This is a genomic window from Massilia sp. CFBP9026 (genome assembly GCF_034045165.1).
Taxonomy (GTDB): Bacteria; Pseudomonadota; Gammaproteobacteria; order Burkholderiales; family Burkholderiaceae_D; genus Telluria; species Telluria arenae.
Window position 1 is genome coordinate 103643 of record NZ_JAXCWH010000013.1, and the last position, 16751, is coordinate 120393.

The following is a 16751-nucleotide window of genomic DNA, read 5'->3' on the forward strand; positions in this document are numbered from 1 at the left end:
TGTTGCAGCTGACTATTATGCGGTCCGCCACCCGGTTTCAGCAATCCTTTTCGTTGGCTGGCATCAGTCCGGACGCACCATCGAATCGGCTGTTTCGTTGTCGATTAAGTCAGATAAATAACCGCCCTGAAAATTATTTTCCAGTTCTGAACGCTTTGTCATTGAAGCGCCCGGGGATCGGCCCACATAGCATAGACCCGGCCTTCCTGCGCTTGTCAAAGTGGTATGCCAACTTGGCACCGCTGGTACAGCAACCACTGGATAGATGTACAGCCGAAACAAAAACGCGCTACACTTACGGGTTCTCCCCGATTGGCCCGCTTACCGCGCTGGTAGCGTTTGCGGCCCCGCAAAAACTGATAGAAAGTCTGCCCAACTTAATGGAAGAAATTCGCATTCGTGGTGCCCGCACGCACAATCTGAAGAACATCAATCTCGACCTGCCGCGCAACAAGCTGATCGTGATCACCGGCCTGTCGGGCTCGGGCAAGTCGTCGCTCGCCTTCGACACCCTGTATGCCGAAGGCCAGCGCCGCTACGTCGAATCGCTGTCGGCCTATGCGCGCCAGTTCCTGCAGCTGATGGAGAAGCCGGACGTCGACCTGATCGAAGGCCTGTCGCCGGCGATCTCGATCGAACAGAAAGCGACCTCGCACAACCCGCGCTCGACCGTCGGCACCGTCACCGAGATCCACGACTACCTGCGTCTGCTGTACGCGCGCGTCGGCACGCCGTATTGCCCGCAGCACCCGCATGAGCCGCTGTCGGCCCAGACCGTATCGCAGATGGTCGATGCCGTGCTCGCCATGCCGGAAGGCACCAAGCTGATGATCCTGGCGCCGGTCGTGGCCGGCCGCAAGGGCGAACACGGCGACCTGTTCCAGGCCATGCAGGCCCAGGGCTTCGTGCGCTTCCGCATCGCCAGCGGCGTCAATGCAGCCAAGATCTATGAAATCGATGAACTGCCCAAGCTCAAGAAGACCGAGAAGCACAGCATCGACGTCGTGATCGACCGGGTGAAAGTGAACCCGGACATCAAGCAGCGCCTGGCCGAAAGCTTCGAGACCGCCCTGCGCCTGGCCGATGGCCGCGCCGTGGCCTACGAGATGGATACCGAGAAGGAAACCGTCTTCTCGAACAAGTTCGCCTGTAATGTTTGCGGCTACTCGCTGCAAGAGCTCGAACCGCGCCTGTTCTCGTTCAATAACCCGATGGGCGCCTGCCAGGAATGCGATGGCCTGGGCCATATCGAGTTCTTCGATCCGAAGCGGGTCGTGGCCTTCCCGCACCTGTCGCTCGCCTCCGGCGCCGTCAAGGGCTGGGACCGCCGCAACCAGTTCTACTTCCAGATGCTGCAGAGCCTGGCGGCCCATTACGACTTCGACCTCGACAAGCCTTTCGAGCAATTGCCGAAGACCTCGCAAGAAGCCGTGCTGTTCGGCTCGGGCAAGACCGCGATCCCGTTCAGCTATGTGAACGAACGCGGCCGCACCGTGATCCGCGAGCATACCTTCGAAGGCGTGGTCAACAACCTGCAGCGGCGCTACCGCGAGACCGATTCGATGGCGGTCAAGGAAGAGCTGGCCAAGTTCATCAACGAGAAGAAATGCCCGGCCTGCGAAGGCGCGCGCCTGCGCACCGAAGCACGTTTCGTCAAGATCGGCCAGGGCGCCCAGCAGCGCGCGATCTACGAAGTGTCGGATCGCCCCTTGCGCGAAACCCTGAACTTCTTCGAGACCCTGGAACTCACTGGCGCCAAGAAGGACATCGCCGAGCGCGTGATCAAGGAAATCATTTCGCGCCTCAAGTTCCTGAACAATGTCGGCCTGGACTACCTGTCGCTCGACCGCAGCGCGGATACCCTGTCCGGCGGCGAAGCCCAGCGTATCCGCCTGGCCTCGCAGATCGGCTCGGGCCTGACCGGCGTCATGTACGTGCTCGATGAACCGTCGATCGGCCTGCACCAGCGCGACAACGATCGCCTGATCGCCACCCTGAAGCATTTGCGCGACATCGGCAATAGCGTGCTGGTGGTTGAGCATGACGAAGACGCGATCCGCACCGCCGACTACATCGTCGACATGGGTCCGGGTGCGGGCGTGCATGGCGGCCAGATCATTGCCGAAGGCACGCTCGAGCAGATCATGAACAACGAGCATTCGGTGACCGCCCAGTACCTGGACGGCCGGCGCAAGATCGAAGTGCCGAAGAAGCGCACCAAGGCCGACCCGGCGCGCCAGCTGGTGATCACGGGCGCGAAAGGCAATAACCTGAAGGATGTGACGCTGACCTTGCCAGTGGGCCTGATGACTTGCGTGACGGGCGTCTCGGGTTCCGGCAAATCGACCCTGATCAACGACACGCTGTATCCGGCGCTGTCGCGCCACCTGTACGGTTCGCAGACCGAGCCGGCCGAGCACAGCTCGATCCACGGCCTGGAACACTTCGACAAGGTGATCTCGGTCGACCAGGCGCCGATCGGCCGCACGCCGCGTTCGAACCCGGCGACCTATACCGGCCTCTTCACGCCGATCCGCGACCTGTTCTCCACCGTGCCGACCGCCAAGGAACGCGGATACAGCGCCGGCCGCTTCTCGTTCAACGTCAAGGGCGGCCGCTGCGAAGCGTGCCAGGGCGATGGCGTGATCAAGGTCGAGATGCACTTCTTGCCGGACGTGTACGTGCCGTGCGACGTCTGCCATGGCAAGCGCTACAACCGCGAAACGCTGGAAGTGCAGTACAAGGGCAAGAACATCACCGAAGTGCTGGACTTGACGGTCGAGGATGCGCACGAGTTCTTCAAGCCAGTGCCGGTCATCGCGCGCAAGCTGCAGACCTTGCTGGACGTGGGCCTGGGCTATATCAAGCTGGGACAAAGCGCGACCACCCTGTCGGGCGGCGAGGCGCAGCGCGTCAAGCTGTCACTCGAACTGTCCAAGCGCGACACCGGACGCACCTTGTACATCCTGGATGAACCGACCACCGGCCTGCACTTCGCCGACATCGACCTGCTGCTGAAAGTGATCCACCGCCTGCGCGACCAGGGCAATACGCTCGCCATCATCGAGCACAACCTTGACGTGATCAAGACCGCGGACTGGATCGTCGACCTGGGGCCGGAAGGCGGCGCCGGCGGTGGCACCATCGTGGCCTGCGGCACGCCGGAGCAAGTAGCGAAGGTCAAGGACAGCCCGACGGGCAAGTACCTGAAGCCGCTGCTGAAGGGGTGATCTTCAGACCCAAATGAAACAGGGGCAACGCCATTGGCGTTGCCCCTGTTCTTTTTTATATTGCCGCTTTGAATCACGGCCTCTCCCCCACTCGGCCGGTCTTCAGCCGGCCAGTTGCTTCTCCAGGCGGTCCTTGGTATCCACCAGCTCTTGCGGCAGGCGGTAAGCCAGCTTGTCGAACAATTCGCCGTGCAGCTTCAGCTCTTCGGCCCATGCGTTCTTGTCGATCGACGTGATCTGGGTGAACTGCGCTTCGGTGAACTCCACGCCATCCCAGTTCAGGTCACCATACGACGGCGTCGTGCCGAACAGGTGCGCGTTGCCGGCGGCGGCGCTGCCCTCGGTACGGTCGAGGATCCATTTCAGCACGCGCATATTGTCGCCGTAGCCCGGCCATACGAAGCTGCCGTCCTCACCAGTGCGGAACCAGTTGACGCAGAAGATCTTCGGCAGCACAGCCGGATTGATTGCGGCCACTTTCTTGCCGAGATCCAGCCAGTGCTGGAAATAGTCGCTCATGTTGTAGCCGATGAAGGGCAGCATCGCGAACGGATCGCGGCGCACCACGCCCATCTGGCCGGCGGCTGCGGCGGTGGTCTCGGAACCCATGGTTGCGGCCATGTAGACGCCATCCACCCAGTTGTTGGCCTCGGTCACCAGCGGCACCGTGGTCGAGCGGCGGCCGCCGAAGATGAAGGCCGAGATCGGCACGCCGGCCGGATCGTCCCAGGCCGGGTCGATCACCGGATTCTGGGTTGCTGCCACGGTGAAGCGCGCATTCGGGTGCGCCGCCTTGCTGCCGGAGGCCGGGGTCCAGTCCTTGCCCTGCCAGTCGATCAGGTGTGCAGGCGCTTCTTTCGTCATGCCTTCCCACCACACGTCGCCGTCGTCGGTCAGCGCCACGTTGGTGAAGATCACGTTCTCGCGCAGCGAGGCCATGCAGTTCGGATTGGTCTTTTCGTTGGTGCCTGGGGCCACGCCGAAGTAGCCGGCTTCCGGATTGATCGCGACCAGCTTGCCGTCCGCCGCCGGCTTGATCCAGGCGATATCGTCGCCGATGGTCGTCACTTTCCAGCCGTCGAAGGTCTTCGGCGGGATCAGCATCGCGAAGTTGGTTTTGCCGCAGGCCGAAGGGAAAGCTGCCGCGACATATTGTTTATCACCCTTGGGCGACTCGACGCCCAGGATCAGCATGTGTTCGGCCAGCCAGCCGGTGCCGCCCTGCTGCGCCTCTTGATAACCCATGTTGGAGGCGATACGCAGGGCGAAGCATTTCTTGCCCAGCAGCGCGTTGCCACCGTAGCCGGAACCGAAGGACCAGATCTCACGGGTTTCCGGATAGTGCACGATGTACTTGGTGGCATTGCATGGCCAGGCGACGTCGTTCTGGCCGGCAGCCAGCGGTGCGCCGACCGAGTGGACGCAGGGAACGAACTCTCCGTCCGGGCCCAGCACGTCGTACACGGCCTTGCCCATGCGCGTCATGATGCGCATATTGACCGCGACATAAGGCGAGTCGGACAATTCGACGCCGATATGGGCGATCGGCGAGCCCAGCGGGCCCATCGAGAACGGCACCACGTACAGGGTACGGCCGGCCATGCAGCCGTCGAACAGGCCGTGCAGGGTGCGGCGCATCTCGGCCGGTTCCATCCAGTTATTGGTGGGGCCAGCCTGCTCCTTGGTAGTGGAGCAAATATAGGTGCGGTCTTCGACGCGCGCCACGTCCGACGGATCGGACCAGGCCAGGTAAGAGTTCGGACGCTTGGCGGGGTTGAGCTTTTTCATCGTACCCGCTTCGACCATCTGTGCGCACAGGCGGTCGTATTCTTCTTCCGAACCGTCGCACCAGTAAATGCTGTCAGGCTTGGTCAGGGCGGCGATTTCCGCGACCCAATTGATGAGCTTTTGATGTTTGATGTAAGCTGGAACGTTCAGTGCGGCAATGCCGCCCATCACGGGCTGGTTCATGGGGAGTCCTCCAAATGCCAATAAAGAATTCGGGTGGATCGCTGGGTCGGGATCAATCATTGGGCAATCGGCCTGGTCAGGATCGCGGTGGGTCAGCGGTCGGGTCGGCAGCCTCTGGCAAGGCTGAGCGGTGCGTCTCATGAGCACCGTTGGATACGTGTCATTCCTGTAAGTTCTGCGCCGATTGTACACCCCAAAAACCGCCTTACGGGCCCTTTCACTACAAAAAAGTAGGAGAAATGCCCTAGTAATGTAGTAGGCTATTTGGGCAAATGCCCTACCCTGTTATTTGTTTACATTTAACTGATATAACTCTGATAACACCAATGAAAATCGCGATTCTTGACGATTATCAAGACGCCGTGCGCGGTCTTGACTGCTTCCGACTGCTCGACGGCCATGAGGTCAAGGTCTTCAATAACACCACGCGTGGACTGGGCCAGATGGCGATCCGCCTGGCCCCTTTCGACGCTCTGGTACTGATCCGCGAACGCACCGCCTTGTCGCCGGCATTGCTGGCGAAGCTGCCGAACCTGAAGCTCATCTCGCAGACTGGCAAGGTCAGCGGCCATATCGACGTGGCCGCCGCGACCGCGCACGGCATCGCCATCGCCGAGGGCGTCGGCTCGCCGTTCGCGCCGGCCGAGCTGACCTGGGCCCTGATCATGGCGGCCAGCCGCAAGATCGTGCCATATGCAAACAATCTAAAGGATGGCTTGTGGCAGACGGCCTCGATCAATCCGGAGCTCAATGGCGTGGGACGGGTGCTGCACGGGCGTACCCTGGGCCTGTGGAGTTACGGCAAGATCGGCAAGCTGGTGGCCGGCTATGCGCGCGCCTTCGGGATGCGGGTGCTGGTCTGGGGCAGCGAGGCCAGCCGCGCGGCGGCCGTCGCCGACGGCCTCGAGGCGGCGCCCTCACGCGAAGCGCTGTTCGAGCAGGCCGACGTGCTGAGCCTGCATTTGCGGCTGGCGGAATCGACGCGCGGCATCGTCACCGCCAGCGACCTGGCGCGCATGAAGCCGGACGCGCTGTTCGTCAATACCAGCCGCGCCGAACTGGTGGCGGATGGCGCGCTCGAGGGAGCCCTCAAACAGGGACGTCCGGGCACGGCGGCGCTGGACGTGTTCACCAGCGAACCGCTGGCGCAGGATTCGCCACTGCTGCGCATCCCGACGGTGCTGGCCACCCCGCACCTGGGCTATGTCGAGAAAGACAGTTACGAAATCTATTTCAAGGCGGCGTTCCAGAACATCGTGAAATTCGCGCAAGGCGAGCCGGCGAACATCCTCAATCCGGAGGCGCTGGGCAAGCGCTGATCAGCCCAGCTCGGGCTCGCCCGTGAGCTTGATCTTTGGCGCCGGCATCACGTGGGTGCCGGTCCAGAGTCCCGCCCAGCCTGGCGGCCAGCCGATGTCGGGGCCGCTGTAGCCTTTCAAGCCCGCCCGTACCGGCACGACCGGCACCGCCGGCGTCTCGACCAGCCCGCCGCCCGCGGGGCGTTCCATATTGAGGCTGTACATGTATCCCGGCAGCAGCAAGTCGCAGGCTTGCGCGAACCAGGCGGTGTGGTCTTCGTCGCGGCCCAACGCCTGCGCCAGCCCTTGCGGATCGAACTTCGCCAGCGCGTGGATCAGCTCGTCGGTGGTGGCGCCCGGCACGTCGCCCCAACCCATCACGGGATTGTTGTTGTAGTCGGCGCCCGAGCCATACCAGCCTTCGCGCCAGGTGCGCTGCATCCAGTTGCGCGGCCCCGTGAACAAGTGCCAGCGCCAGTGCAGGCCGGAGGGCTTGGGCCAGGAGTACAGGTACAGCTTCTGGTAGCCGGCCTCGTGCAATGCGCGCACCACGGCCATCAGGCGCGCATGCGGCATGCGGTCGGGCGGCGCGCGCCGGAACAGGATCGGCTCGCCGTCGGCGTGCTGGACCTCGTCGCTCGACAGGTTCAGGTCGAGGGCGCGCGCCTCGTCGTTGAAACGCGCGGAGATCCAGCCAGTGAGCAGGTTGACGTGGGTAATCACGCCATAGCCGCGATGGCGGTGGAAGATGACGGTGCCGGGTGCGACTGCTTTCATGGCCAAGGGAAAGAAAGAGAAGAAGGACGATGAGTGTACTCATCCGATCCGGACGATTCTAGCGCAGTCACAGTCGGATACACTATGGTTTGCGGCTATCATGACGCACCTTTTTTCTGCGAGTAGATAAACCAACATGACTTTGCGACTCATCGCCACCGGTGGCACTTTCGACAAGCATTACAACGAACTGAACGGCGTACTCGGCTTTGCTGAAAGCCATCTGCCAGAGGTAATCAAGCGCAGCCGCATGACGGTGCCGGTCGCGCTCGACGTGCTGCCGCTGCTCGATTCGCTCGACATGCAGGACGCCGATCGCCAGCGCGTGCTGGCCTCGTGCCAGGCCGCCAGCGAGAAGGCCATTGTGATCGTGCACGGCACCGACACCATGCCCCAGACGGCCGCCGTGCTCGGCGCCGCCAAACTCGACCAGACCATCGTGCTGACCGGCGCCATGATCCCGTATTCCATCGCCAATTCGGATGCGCTGTTCAACCTGGGCTTTGCCTGCGGCGTAGCGCAGACCCTGCCGGCCGGCGTGTATGTCGCCATGAACGGCCAGGTTTTCCCGTGGGATAACGTGACCAAGAACCGCAGCGAAGGCGTCTTCCAGCAGTTGTAAGCAATAGTTCCTGCGTCTGTTTGACGGGGATTAAAAGCGAGGGCAGCCGCGCGCTGCCTTCCTGTTCGACTTCCTATACTGCCCTTCTCGATCACCCGCATCAAAGGAGAAGGCAATGAATGAGAAGCGTCCCACGCTGACCACGCGCCAGGGTCATCCCGTCCGCGATAACCAGTCCCTGCGCTCGGTCGGCGAACGCGGCCCGGCCACGCTCGAGAACTACCAGTTCATCGAAAAGATCACCCACTTCGACCGCGAACGCATCCCCGAGCGCGTCGTGCATGCGCGCGGCACCGGCGCCCACGGCGTTTTCGAAGCCTATGGCAAGATCGGCGACGAACCCGCCTCCACCTACACCACGGCACGCGTGCTCAACGAGACGGGCGTGCAGACGCCGGTATTCGTTCGCTTCTCGACCGTGATCGGCGGCAAGGAATCGCCGGAAACCGCACGCGATCCACGCGGCTTCGCGGTCAAGCTGAAAACCGTCGACGGCAACTGGGATTTGGTGGGCAATAACCTGAAGGTGTTCTTCATCCGCGACGCGATCAAGTTCCCGGACATGATCCACGCCTTCAAGCCCGATCCCGTCACCAACCAGCAAGAGCCGTGGCGCTTCTATGACTTCATCTGCAGCCACCCGGAAGCGCTGCATATGGTTACCTGGGTCAAGAGCCCATGGGGCATCCCAGCCAACTACCGCGAGATGGAAGGTTCGGGCGTCAACACCTACAAGCTGGTCAACGACAAGGGTATTGCCCACCTGGTGAAATTCCACTGGCAGCCCAAGCAGGGCGTGCGCAACCTCACCGCCCAGCAGGCTGCCGAGATCCAGGGGCGCGACACCAACCACGCCACGCGCGACCTGTATGACGCGATCGAGCGCGGCGACTACCCGGAATGGGAATTGTGCGTCCAGATCATGGCCGACGGCGAGCATCCCGAGCTCGACTTCGACCCGCTGGACGACACCAAGCGCTGGCCGGAAGACCAGTTCCCGCTGCTGCCGGTGGGCCGCATGGTGCTGAACAAGAACCCGGACAATGTGTTTGCAGAAACTGAGCAGTCGGCCTTCGGCACCGGCGTGCTGGTCGACGGCATCGATTTCTCGGACGACAAGATGCTGCAGGGCCGTACCCTGTCGTATTCGGACACGCAGCGCTACCGCGTGGGGCCCAACTACCTGCAATTGCCGATCAACGCACCGCAAGAGAAGGCGAAGGCGCGCACCAACCAGCGCGATGGCCAGATGACGTTCTATGTGGACGGCGTCGACGGTTCGGACGAGAACAAGCACATCAACTACGAGCCGAGCCTGATGGGTGGCTACCAGGAAGCCGAGCAGCCCGGCTACGAATACCATCAATGGGTCGAAGGTCACCTGGGACGCTACCAGACCACGACCACGCGCGACGACTACAAGCAGGCTGGCGCGCGCTACCGCACGTTCGAGGACTGGGAACGTGACGATCTGGTGGGCAACGTCGGGGGCGATCTGAAGCAATGCCCGGAACCGATCCAGCTGCGCATGGTGTGGCATCTGTGGCACTGCGACGAGGATTACGGTCGCCGCGTGGCCGAAGTCGCCGGGATCGATCTGGAGAAGGCCAAGGCGCTGCCGCCGTTGCCGAACCGTCCGGCGCCGCATGAGGATCGGCAGGGAGCAACGTATACCAGCGGGGAGCTGGAGAATGGTGGTGCGGGTGGGAAGACGGAGCCTGCGACCAGCGAGGAAGTCGCGGCGGCGAAATAAGACAGGTTAGTTGAACGCGTGGACGGCAGAGCCGTCCACCCTACATTTTGGTACCGTAGGGTGGACGGGTTTCCCGTCCACGCGTTCAATCACCCTCAGCGCATCAGGCCTTGGCTTCGCCGCCCAGCGCCTCGACCACATCGGTCAGCAACTTGGCCAGCTCGCCCGTCATCAACATGATGTCGTTATCGAAACGCTCATCGTCGTTATAGGTCGGGCTCTCGCCTTCCTTGATCACGTCCAGCGGCTTGATGCCCTTGATCGCCAGCGATTCGGTCAGCACGAAGCTGACGCGGTCGTTCCAGGTCATGGCCAGGCGGGTGCACTGCTTGCCGGCGGCGATGTGGCGGCGGATGTCGTCCGGTTCCAGCGTGTGCTTCACGTAGCGCACCGCGGCGCGGCTTTCGCCGGTCGCGCGCAGCTCGGTGTCCTGGTCGATCGTGAAGCCGTACGGCGCTTCATCGGCTTCCAGCCAGCCGGTCATCACGGCGACCGGCGACTTCTGTACGCGCAGCGATTCCAGCGGCATCTTGTCGACCGCCTTGAGCAGCAGCTTGACGATGTCGTCGGCCTTCGCCGGGCTCGCCGCATCGACCACCAGCCAGCCATTGACCGGGTCGATCCAGGTCCAGACATTGCTGCGCAGGGTGAAGGCGCGCGGCAACAGTTCGTCGGCCACGCGTTCCTTCAGTTCTTTCATTGCCTTTTTGCCAGGCGGGAAGCCCTGCTGCTCTTCCAGCTCGGCCGCCTTGGCCTTGGCCACCTGGTTGATGACCGATGCCGGCAGCAGCTTCTTCTCGGTGCCCAGCATGATCAGCATCTGCTTGTTGACCACGTGGACCAGGCCGCCGTTCGGGCGCGGCGCGTCCCAGCCCTGGCGCAGCAATTCATTGCTGCTGGCAGGCACGAAAGCCTGCGGCTCGAGGGCTTTTTCCAGTTGTTCAGGGGTGTAGGCCCAAGGGGCCGGCAGACGGTAGATCTGGAGATTCTTGAACCACATAGGTTATCCGGTCGTGTCAGTATTTCAAAGGATCGATATTCTACGCTGCTATGCGGCAACGTCGAACAAAAAGCTCAGGACGTTATCGAATCGTCCAGAACGTCGTCGAACAGCCGCAGCTGCTCAACGGTTTCAGTGTCGCCCAGGCGCACGCCCACGCCCAACAGGCGCACCGGGCGGCTGGCGCGGGCCCAGCCGGTTTCCATCAGGCGCGCATAGGTCGGAATATGTGGCGCATAGCCCACGCACTCGACCGTCGTCTGCTGGAAATCCGAGAATTTGATTTTTACGAATAGCTTGTTGATGAATTTTTCGGCATTCGCGCGCTTGATGCGGCCCAGCAGGTGCTCATACAGGTCCGGCAGCAACTTGAGGCAGCCGGCCAGGTCGGGCACGTCGGGCGTATACGTCTCTTCGGTGCTGATCGACTTGCGCTCGCGCGAGACGTTCACTTCGCGGTAATCGATACCGCGGCTCAGGTCGTACAAGCGCGCGCCGAAGCTGCCAAAGTGTTCTTGCAGCTGGTCCATGCTCCAGCCGCGCAGGTCGGCGCAGGTCTGCAGGCCCAGGCGGTTCATCTTTTCCGCCGTCACCTTGCCCACGCCATGGAGCTTCTTGACCGGCAGCGCCGCGACAAAGGCATCGACTTCGTCGGGCCGCACCAGGAACAGCCCGTCCGGCTTGTTCCAGTCGCTGGCGATCTTTGCCACGAACTTGTTCGGCGCCACGCCGGCCGAGGCGGTGATGCCGACCGTCTCGAAGATGCGGCGCCGGATCTCTTGCGCGATCAGCGTCGCGCTGCCCTTGCAGTGCGGCGAATCGGTGACGTCCAGGTAGGCTTCGTCGAGCGACAGCGGCTCTACCAGTTCGGTGTAGTCCTGGTAGATGTCCATGATCTGGCGCGAGGCGATGCGGTATTTTTCCATCGCCGGCGGGATTACCAGCAGATCGGGACACAGCTTGATGGCGGTGGCGGTCGCCATCGCCGAATGGATGCCGAAACGGCGCGCCTCGTAATTGCAGGTCGCGACCACCCCGCGCTGGTCGGGCCGGCCGCCCACGGCGAGCGGACGGCCGCGCAGCGACGGATCGTCGCGCATTTCGACCGACGCATAGAAGCAATCGCAATCGCAGTGGATGATTTTTCGGACCGGGGCGTTCACGCTGGAGGCCGCCCCGTTCGGGGAGGACTACTGTAATTGCATACAGTATCGTCCGAAATCCCGTTTGGCGCAAGCTAGCGCGCCAGGAAGCCGTCCCGGTGGACGTTGGTCATCGCCTGCACCCAGGCCGGATAGTACGTCGGCAGGCTGCTGGCCGCATCCAGTTCCGCCATGTCCTGCTCGCCCAGCGCCAGCTCGAGTGCGCGCAGATTGTCCTGCAACTGCTCCGGACGACGGGCGCCGACGATGGCGGTGGTCACGCCGGGACGCGCCAGCAGCCAGGCCAGCGCCACCTGGGCCGGCGTGGCCTCGACCCGCGCCGCCACCCGCTTGACGGCGTCGATTACGGTATAGCCGTGCTCCGGCTCGATCGGCGGGAAATCGATGTGGATGCGGCGCGCATCCGGATCGCTGCTGCCGGCGCGGTCGAATTTGCCGGACAACAGGCCGCCGGCCAGCGGGCTCCAGGCCATCAGGCCGAGCTGCGCGTCCTGCACCTGCGGCAGGATCTCGCGCTCGACGTCGCGCACCGCCAGCGAATAGCAGGCCTGCACCGACACGTACGAGGACCAGCCGTGCAGGCGGGACAAGCCGAGCGCCTTGGCGGTCTGCCAGCTCGACAGGTTCGAGCAGCCGATGTAGCGGATCTTCCCGGCGCGCACCGCATCGTCGAGCGCGCGCAGCGTCTCTTCGATCGGCGTGAGTTCATCGACGTTATGGATCTGGTACAGGTCGATGTGGTCCGTCTTCAGGCGGCGCAGGCTGGCCTCGAGTGCGCGCGTCAGGTGCAGGCGCGACTGGCCGGCGTCGTTCGGGCCCTTGCCCATCGGCGCGTGGAATTTGGTGGCCAGCACCACCTCTTCGCGCCGGCCGGCCAGGGCTTGCCCCAGCAGGCTTTCGGATTCGCCGTCGGCATACACGTCGGCGGTGTCGATGAAGTTGATGCCGGCGTCCAGTGCCCTACTTACCAGGCGCTCGGTGGCGGCCAGGTCCAGGCCGCCGACCTTGTCGTAGGGCGGCGTCGCCGCTCCACCAAAAGTCATGGCGCCGAGGCACAGGCGGGAAACGATGATGCCGGAGTTGCCGAGTCGTCGGTATTGCATGAGAGAGACCTTTCAGAAAAATCGATGAGGCCAGTGTAGAATCGGGCGGCGCGGCCCACCATGCTGCGTCCTCCACCGTTCATGCGCGACCGTCCAGACTTGCCTTCCGATCCGCTCTCCGACGTGCTGGCCCTGCTCCAGGTGCGCAGCGGCGCCGCGCTGCACATGACGGCCGGTGGACCGTGGGCGCTGCGCTTTCCTGCGTATCCCTACCTGAAATTCATCGCCCAGCTGCGCGGCGTCCTGTTCGTGCAGGTCGAGGGCGACGCCCATCCCTATCGGCTCGAGGCGGGCGACTGCCTGTTGATGCGCAGCGGCCGGCCCTATATCGCGGCCACCGATCTCACGCTATCCGCACAGGATGGCGCTGCCCACTTCGCGGCATTGCGCGGCGGCGCGGCCACATGGGGCGATCCGAATGCTGCGGACGGCATGGAGATGATCGCCGGCCGCTTCGAATTCGACGCCTCTCAACGCGACCTGCTGGAACAGATGGTGCCGCCCGAGCTGCACATTCCACGCGGCTCACAGGCCGCGCCGGCGCTGCGCGCGCTGCTGGATTTGTATGGCAAGGAAGCTGGCGCGCCGGATGCCGGAGCACGCCTGGTGACCGACGGCCTGGCGCGCATCGCCCTGGTACAGGCCTTGCGCGAACCGGGCGGCGCGCGGCACGGCTGGCTCGCCGCCCTGGCCGACCCGAAGATCGGCCCCGCGCTGCGCCTGCTGCACGGCGCGCCCGAGCGGCGCTGGAGTGTCGAGGAGCTGGCGCGGGAAACCGCGATGTCGCGCTCGGCGCTGGCGCTGCGCTTCCGCCAGCTGGTCGGCGTGGCGCCGCTGCAGTACCTGCAGGCCTGGCGCATGCGGCTGGCGCGGAAGGCCCTGCATGAAGAAGACACGCCGCTCGCCGCCATCGCCTGGCGTCTCGGCTACGCGTCCGAGAGCGCGTTCAGCGCCGCGTTCAAGCGCAGCAGCGGCAGCGCACCGGGGGCGTACCGGCAGCAGAAACGCGTTGTCTCGGCTCTCAACCCGCCCCAGTAGAACCGTCGTCCCCGCGCAGGCGGGGACCCAAGTACTGCCAGCGTCGTCGAAACGCTTGCACACTGGGGTTCCCGCCTTCGCGGGAACGACGGGTAAGTTGCAGCTAACGCAACGAGATTACGCCTTACCAGGTGAGCTTCAACGAGTACTTGCCATTGGTGGCGCCGGTGCCGCCGCTGTAGTAGGTCACGCGCACATAGCGGGTCGACGCGCTGCTGCCGGTATTGCTGGAGCTGACGCTGTCCACCGCGCCGACGCCGTTCTGGCTGGTGCCCAGCTGCGTGCCCGAACCGTTGTAGACATACAAGTCGTAGTCGGCATTGGACAGGCCCGGGGTCAGCGCCGCGCTCAGCGTCTTACCGGCCGGCAGGTCGACGCGGAAGTAATCCGTGTCGGTGGTCGAGCCAAGGTTGCCGTTGACGGTCGTGTTGCCCGAGGTGACCAGGTTGGCGCTGGCGGTGGTGTTGTTCGACTCCGCCTCGGCCTGGGTGGTGGCCGCCGTGCCGCCGGTGGTGGCCGCATTGACCGCCGCGGTGGCGTCCACGATGCCGGTACCGCAGCCCGAGCAGCTGGCCGGGAAGGCGCGCGCCGTCGATTTCAGTTTCGATTCGATGTCGTCCGGCGTCAGGTTGGTGTTCAGCGCCAGCATCAGCGCCGCCACGCCCGCCACGTGCGGCGTGGCCATCGAGGTGCCCTGGTAGGCCGCATAGCTGTCCGAGGCCGGCACGGTGGTGCCGGTGTTGAGCGTCGACAGCACGCCATTGGCGCCGTCGCCACCCGGCGCCGCCACGTCGACCAGGGTGCCGTAGTTGGAGTACGAAGCGCGCCCGCCCGTGCGGCCGGTGGCCGCCACCGCGATCACGCCCGAGCAGTTGGCCGGGCTGGCGTTGCTGACGTTGACGGCGTCGTTGCCGGCGGCCACCACCACCACCGCGCCGCGCGAACGGGCGCCGTTGATGGCGTTCTGGGTGGTCGCGCCGCAGGCGCCGCCGCCGCCCAGCGACAGGTTCAGCACGCGCGCCTTGTTGGCATTGGCCGGCACGCCCGACACGCTGCCGCCCGACGACCAGGTGATCGCGTCGGCGATGTCCGAGGTATAGCCGCCGCACTTGCCGAGCACGCGCACCGGGACGACCTTGGCGTTGTAGGCCACGCCCGCCACGCCGGCGCCGTTGTTGGTGCGCGCCGCCACCGTGCCGGCGACGTGGGTGCCGTGCCAGCTCGAACCCTGGTCGCGCGTCGGCTGGCCATTGCCGCACTCGCCGGCCACCACGGCGTCGCCCGGATCGCTGGCGTCGCTGTCGCGGCCATTGCCGTCGTTGCCGATGGTGGCGGTGCTGATGAAGTCATAGCCGGCCAGCAGCTGGCCGGACAGGTCGGCGTGCGGGCGGTAGCCGGTGTCGATCACCGCCACCACCACGCCGCTGCCGGTCGACTTGTCCCAGGCCGTCGGCAGGCGCAGGCCGCCGGCGGTTTCGTAGTAGTGCCACTGGTCGGTGTAGCGCGGGTCGGTCGGCGTCGCCATATGGGTCATGATGCGGTCCGGCTCGGCGTATTCGATGGCCGGGTCGCGCGCCATCATCTCGGCGGCCAGCGACTCGACTTCCTTCAGGTGGCGCCGGCGGTCGAGCTTGAACACCTGGGCGCCGGTCGAGATGGCATGGCTTTCCTTGACCACCACGCCGAACTGCTGGCCGGCGCGGTCGAGCTTGGCCTTACGGTCGACGCTCACACTGGCGACCCGGGCCGCGGCGCCGTTGGCGGCGGCCTTCGAGTCGCGGTACTTCACGATGATACGGTCTGTTTCCACGACGAACTGCGGCGCGCTGCTGCCGGCCTCGCCGGCGGCCGCGAGGGCGGATCCGGCTCCCAGCGCCAGCGCGACCGCTGCACACATCTTCAACACGGTCGGATGAATCGAATGCGTTTGCTTCATGGTTCTTCCTTCTTCAAGGTTTTCCGTCAAGCGATGGTTCGCTTGTGTCGTTGTAGGACCGGCAGTGCCGGTGCCGTCTCGAGGCGGCGAACTCAGCGTAGGTGAAAGAAACAATCGGCAGGAAGAAATTCCAATCGTTTTCGGCGTGCATACAACGGTTAACTCGGCACATCCAGCAAAAACATGACTTCTTCGGCAAATCGTTAAATATGCAGAATATTTATTGCCACAATAAAGATATTGAACAAGTATGCATTGTGAATATGGTAATTAACAGATAAATATTCATGTAACACTTTTGGTTTTTATCCGGGCGCGGCTGAGCCAAAACGAAAAGGCGCAGTACACGTTAGCTGTGGATGAGCATTGAACTGCTGAGCTGACTCGCGGTCCAATCCTGGTCGCCATCGCTCGGAGCGCGCCATGAAAGCGCCGAAGTTTGAGGAGTTATTCGCGCAGCTAGCGCTGCTGAACCATCCGCAGCGTCAGCAGGTGCTCGCAGCCCTGCATCCGGCAGCCGGGCTCGACCGGGTGGTCGCCCTTATCGACCAGATCCGGTCAAAGGGACGCTGCTGCCCGGATTGCGGTTGCGAGCATTGCCACCGCCATGGCCAGGCCAATGACTTGCAACGCTATCGCTGTTGCGCATGCGGCCGTACCTTCAACGACCTGACCGGCACGCCGCTGGCGCGGCTCAGGCACAAGGGCAAGTGGATCGAGTATCTGGGAACGGTGCTCGATTCCCGCACGGTCCGCTCTGAGGCCAAGCGGGTCGGCGTGCACCACAACACGACGTTTCGCTGGCGCCATCGCTTTCTGGACCGGGTCAAGGACGACCGTCCCGAGCGCCTGATCGGTAT

Annotated in this window: 12 protein-coding genes; 6 read left to right on the plus strand and 6 right to left on the minus strand. The window is 63.9% G+C overall.

The window, feature by feature from the left end; genetic code table 11:
- Window positions 1-380: 380 nt before the first annotated feature.
- On the plus strand, window positions 381-3230 hold the full coding sequence (gene uvrA, locus SOM28_RS24460) for an excinuclease ABC subunit UvrA (protein WP_123068454.1): 2850 nt from the start codon (window positions 381-383) through the stop codon (window positions 3228-3230).
- A gap of 102 nt (window positions 3231-3332) precedes the next feature.
- On the opposite strand, the gene SOM28_RS24465 is transcribed toward uvrA, so the two are convergent.
- Window positions 3333-5201 (minus strand): phosphoenolpyruvate carboxykinase (GTP), encoded by a 1869-nt coding sequence (locus SOM28_RS24465; protein WP_320469730.1) that lies wholly within the window; start codon window positions 5199-5201, stop codon window positions 3333-3335.
- 326 nt (window positions 5202-5527) lie between these two features.
- Between SOM28_RS24465 and SOM28_RS24470 the strand changes: the two genes are divergently transcribed.
- The gene (locus SOM28_RS24470; protein WP_320469731.1) at window positions 5528-6520 is read left to right on the plus strand and encodes a D-2-hydroxyacid dehydrogenase family protein; all 993 of its coding nucleotides are present in this window, start codon (window positions 5528-5530) and stop codon (window positions 6518-6520) included.
- On the opposite strand, the gene SOM28_RS24475 is transcribed toward SOM28_RS24470, so the two are convergent.
- On the minus strand, window positions 6521-7276 hold the full coding sequence (locus tag SOM28_RS24475) for an L-asparaginase (RefSeq protein ID WP_123068478.1): 756 nt from the start codon (window positions 7274-7276) through the stop codon (window positions 6521-6523).
- Between the two features lie 136 nt (window positions 7277-7412).
- On the opposite strand from SOM28_RS24475, the gene SOM28_RS24480 reads away from it, so the two are divergent.
- Window positions 7413-7898 (plus strand): asparaginase domain-containing protein, encoded by a 486-nt coding sequence (locus SOM28_RS24480; RefSeq protein WP_123068451.1) that lies wholly within the window; start codon window positions 7413-7415, stop codon window positions 7896-7898.
- Between the two features lie 115 nt (window positions 7899-8013).
- Entirely contained in the window at window positions 8014-9651 is a 1638-nt protein-coding gene (locus tag SOM28_RS24485) for a catalase (protein ID WP_320469732.1), read from the plus strand.
- 103 nt (window positions 9652-9754) lie between these two features.
- On the opposite strand, the gene SOM28_RS24490 is transcribed toward SOM28_RS24485, so the two are convergent.
- From SOM28_RS24490 to SOM28_RS24500, 3 genes are all read right to left on the minus strand, one after another.
- Complete coding sequence (locus SOM28_RS24490; RefSeq protein ID WP_123070554.1) at window positions 9755-10651, minus strand: recombination-associated protein RdgC; 897 nt, start codon at window positions 10649-10651, stop codon at window positions 9755-9757.
- Window positions 10652-10725: 74 nt separating this feature from the next.
- Window positions 10726-11814 (minus strand): DNA polymerase IV, encoded by a 1089-nt coding sequence (gene dinB, locus SOM28_RS24495; RefSeq protein WP_267876075.1) that lies wholly within the window; start codon window positions 11812-11814, stop codon window positions 10726-10728.
- 74 nt (window positions 11815-11888) lie between these two features.
- Window positions 11889-12917 (minus strand): aldo/keto reductase, encoded by a 1029-nt coding sequence (locus SOM28_RS24500; RefSeq protein WP_320469733.1) that lies wholly within the window; start codon window positions 12915-12917, stop codon window positions 11889-11891.
- Between the two features lie 60 nt (window positions 12918-12977).
- Between SOM28_RS24500 and SOM28_RS24505 the strand changes: the two genes are divergently transcribed.
- On the plus strand, window positions 12978-13955 hold the full coding sequence (locus SOM28_RS24505) for an AraC family transcriptional regulator (RefSeq protein WP_320469734.1): 978 nt from the start codon (window positions 12978-12980) through the stop codon (window positions 13953-13955).
- A 124-nt stretch (window positions 13956-14079) separates the two neighbouring features.
- Here the strand turns inward: SOM28_RS24505 and SOM28_RS24510 are convergent, their stop codons facing one another.
- Window positions 14080-15891, minus strand: a complete 1812-nt coding sequence (locus SOM28_RS24510; RefSeq protein WP_320469735.1) for a S8 family peptidase — start codon at window positions 15889-15891, stop codon at window positions 14080-14082.
- A gap of 423 nt (window positions 15892-16314) precedes the next feature.
- On the opposite strand from SOM28_RS24510, the gene SOM28_RS24515 reads away from it, so the two are divergent.
- On the plus strand, window positions 16315-16751 hold a 437-nt coding region (locus tag SOM28_RS24515), incomplete at its 3' end, for an IS1/IS1595 family N-terminal zinc-binding domain-containing protein (protein ID WP_414675213.1).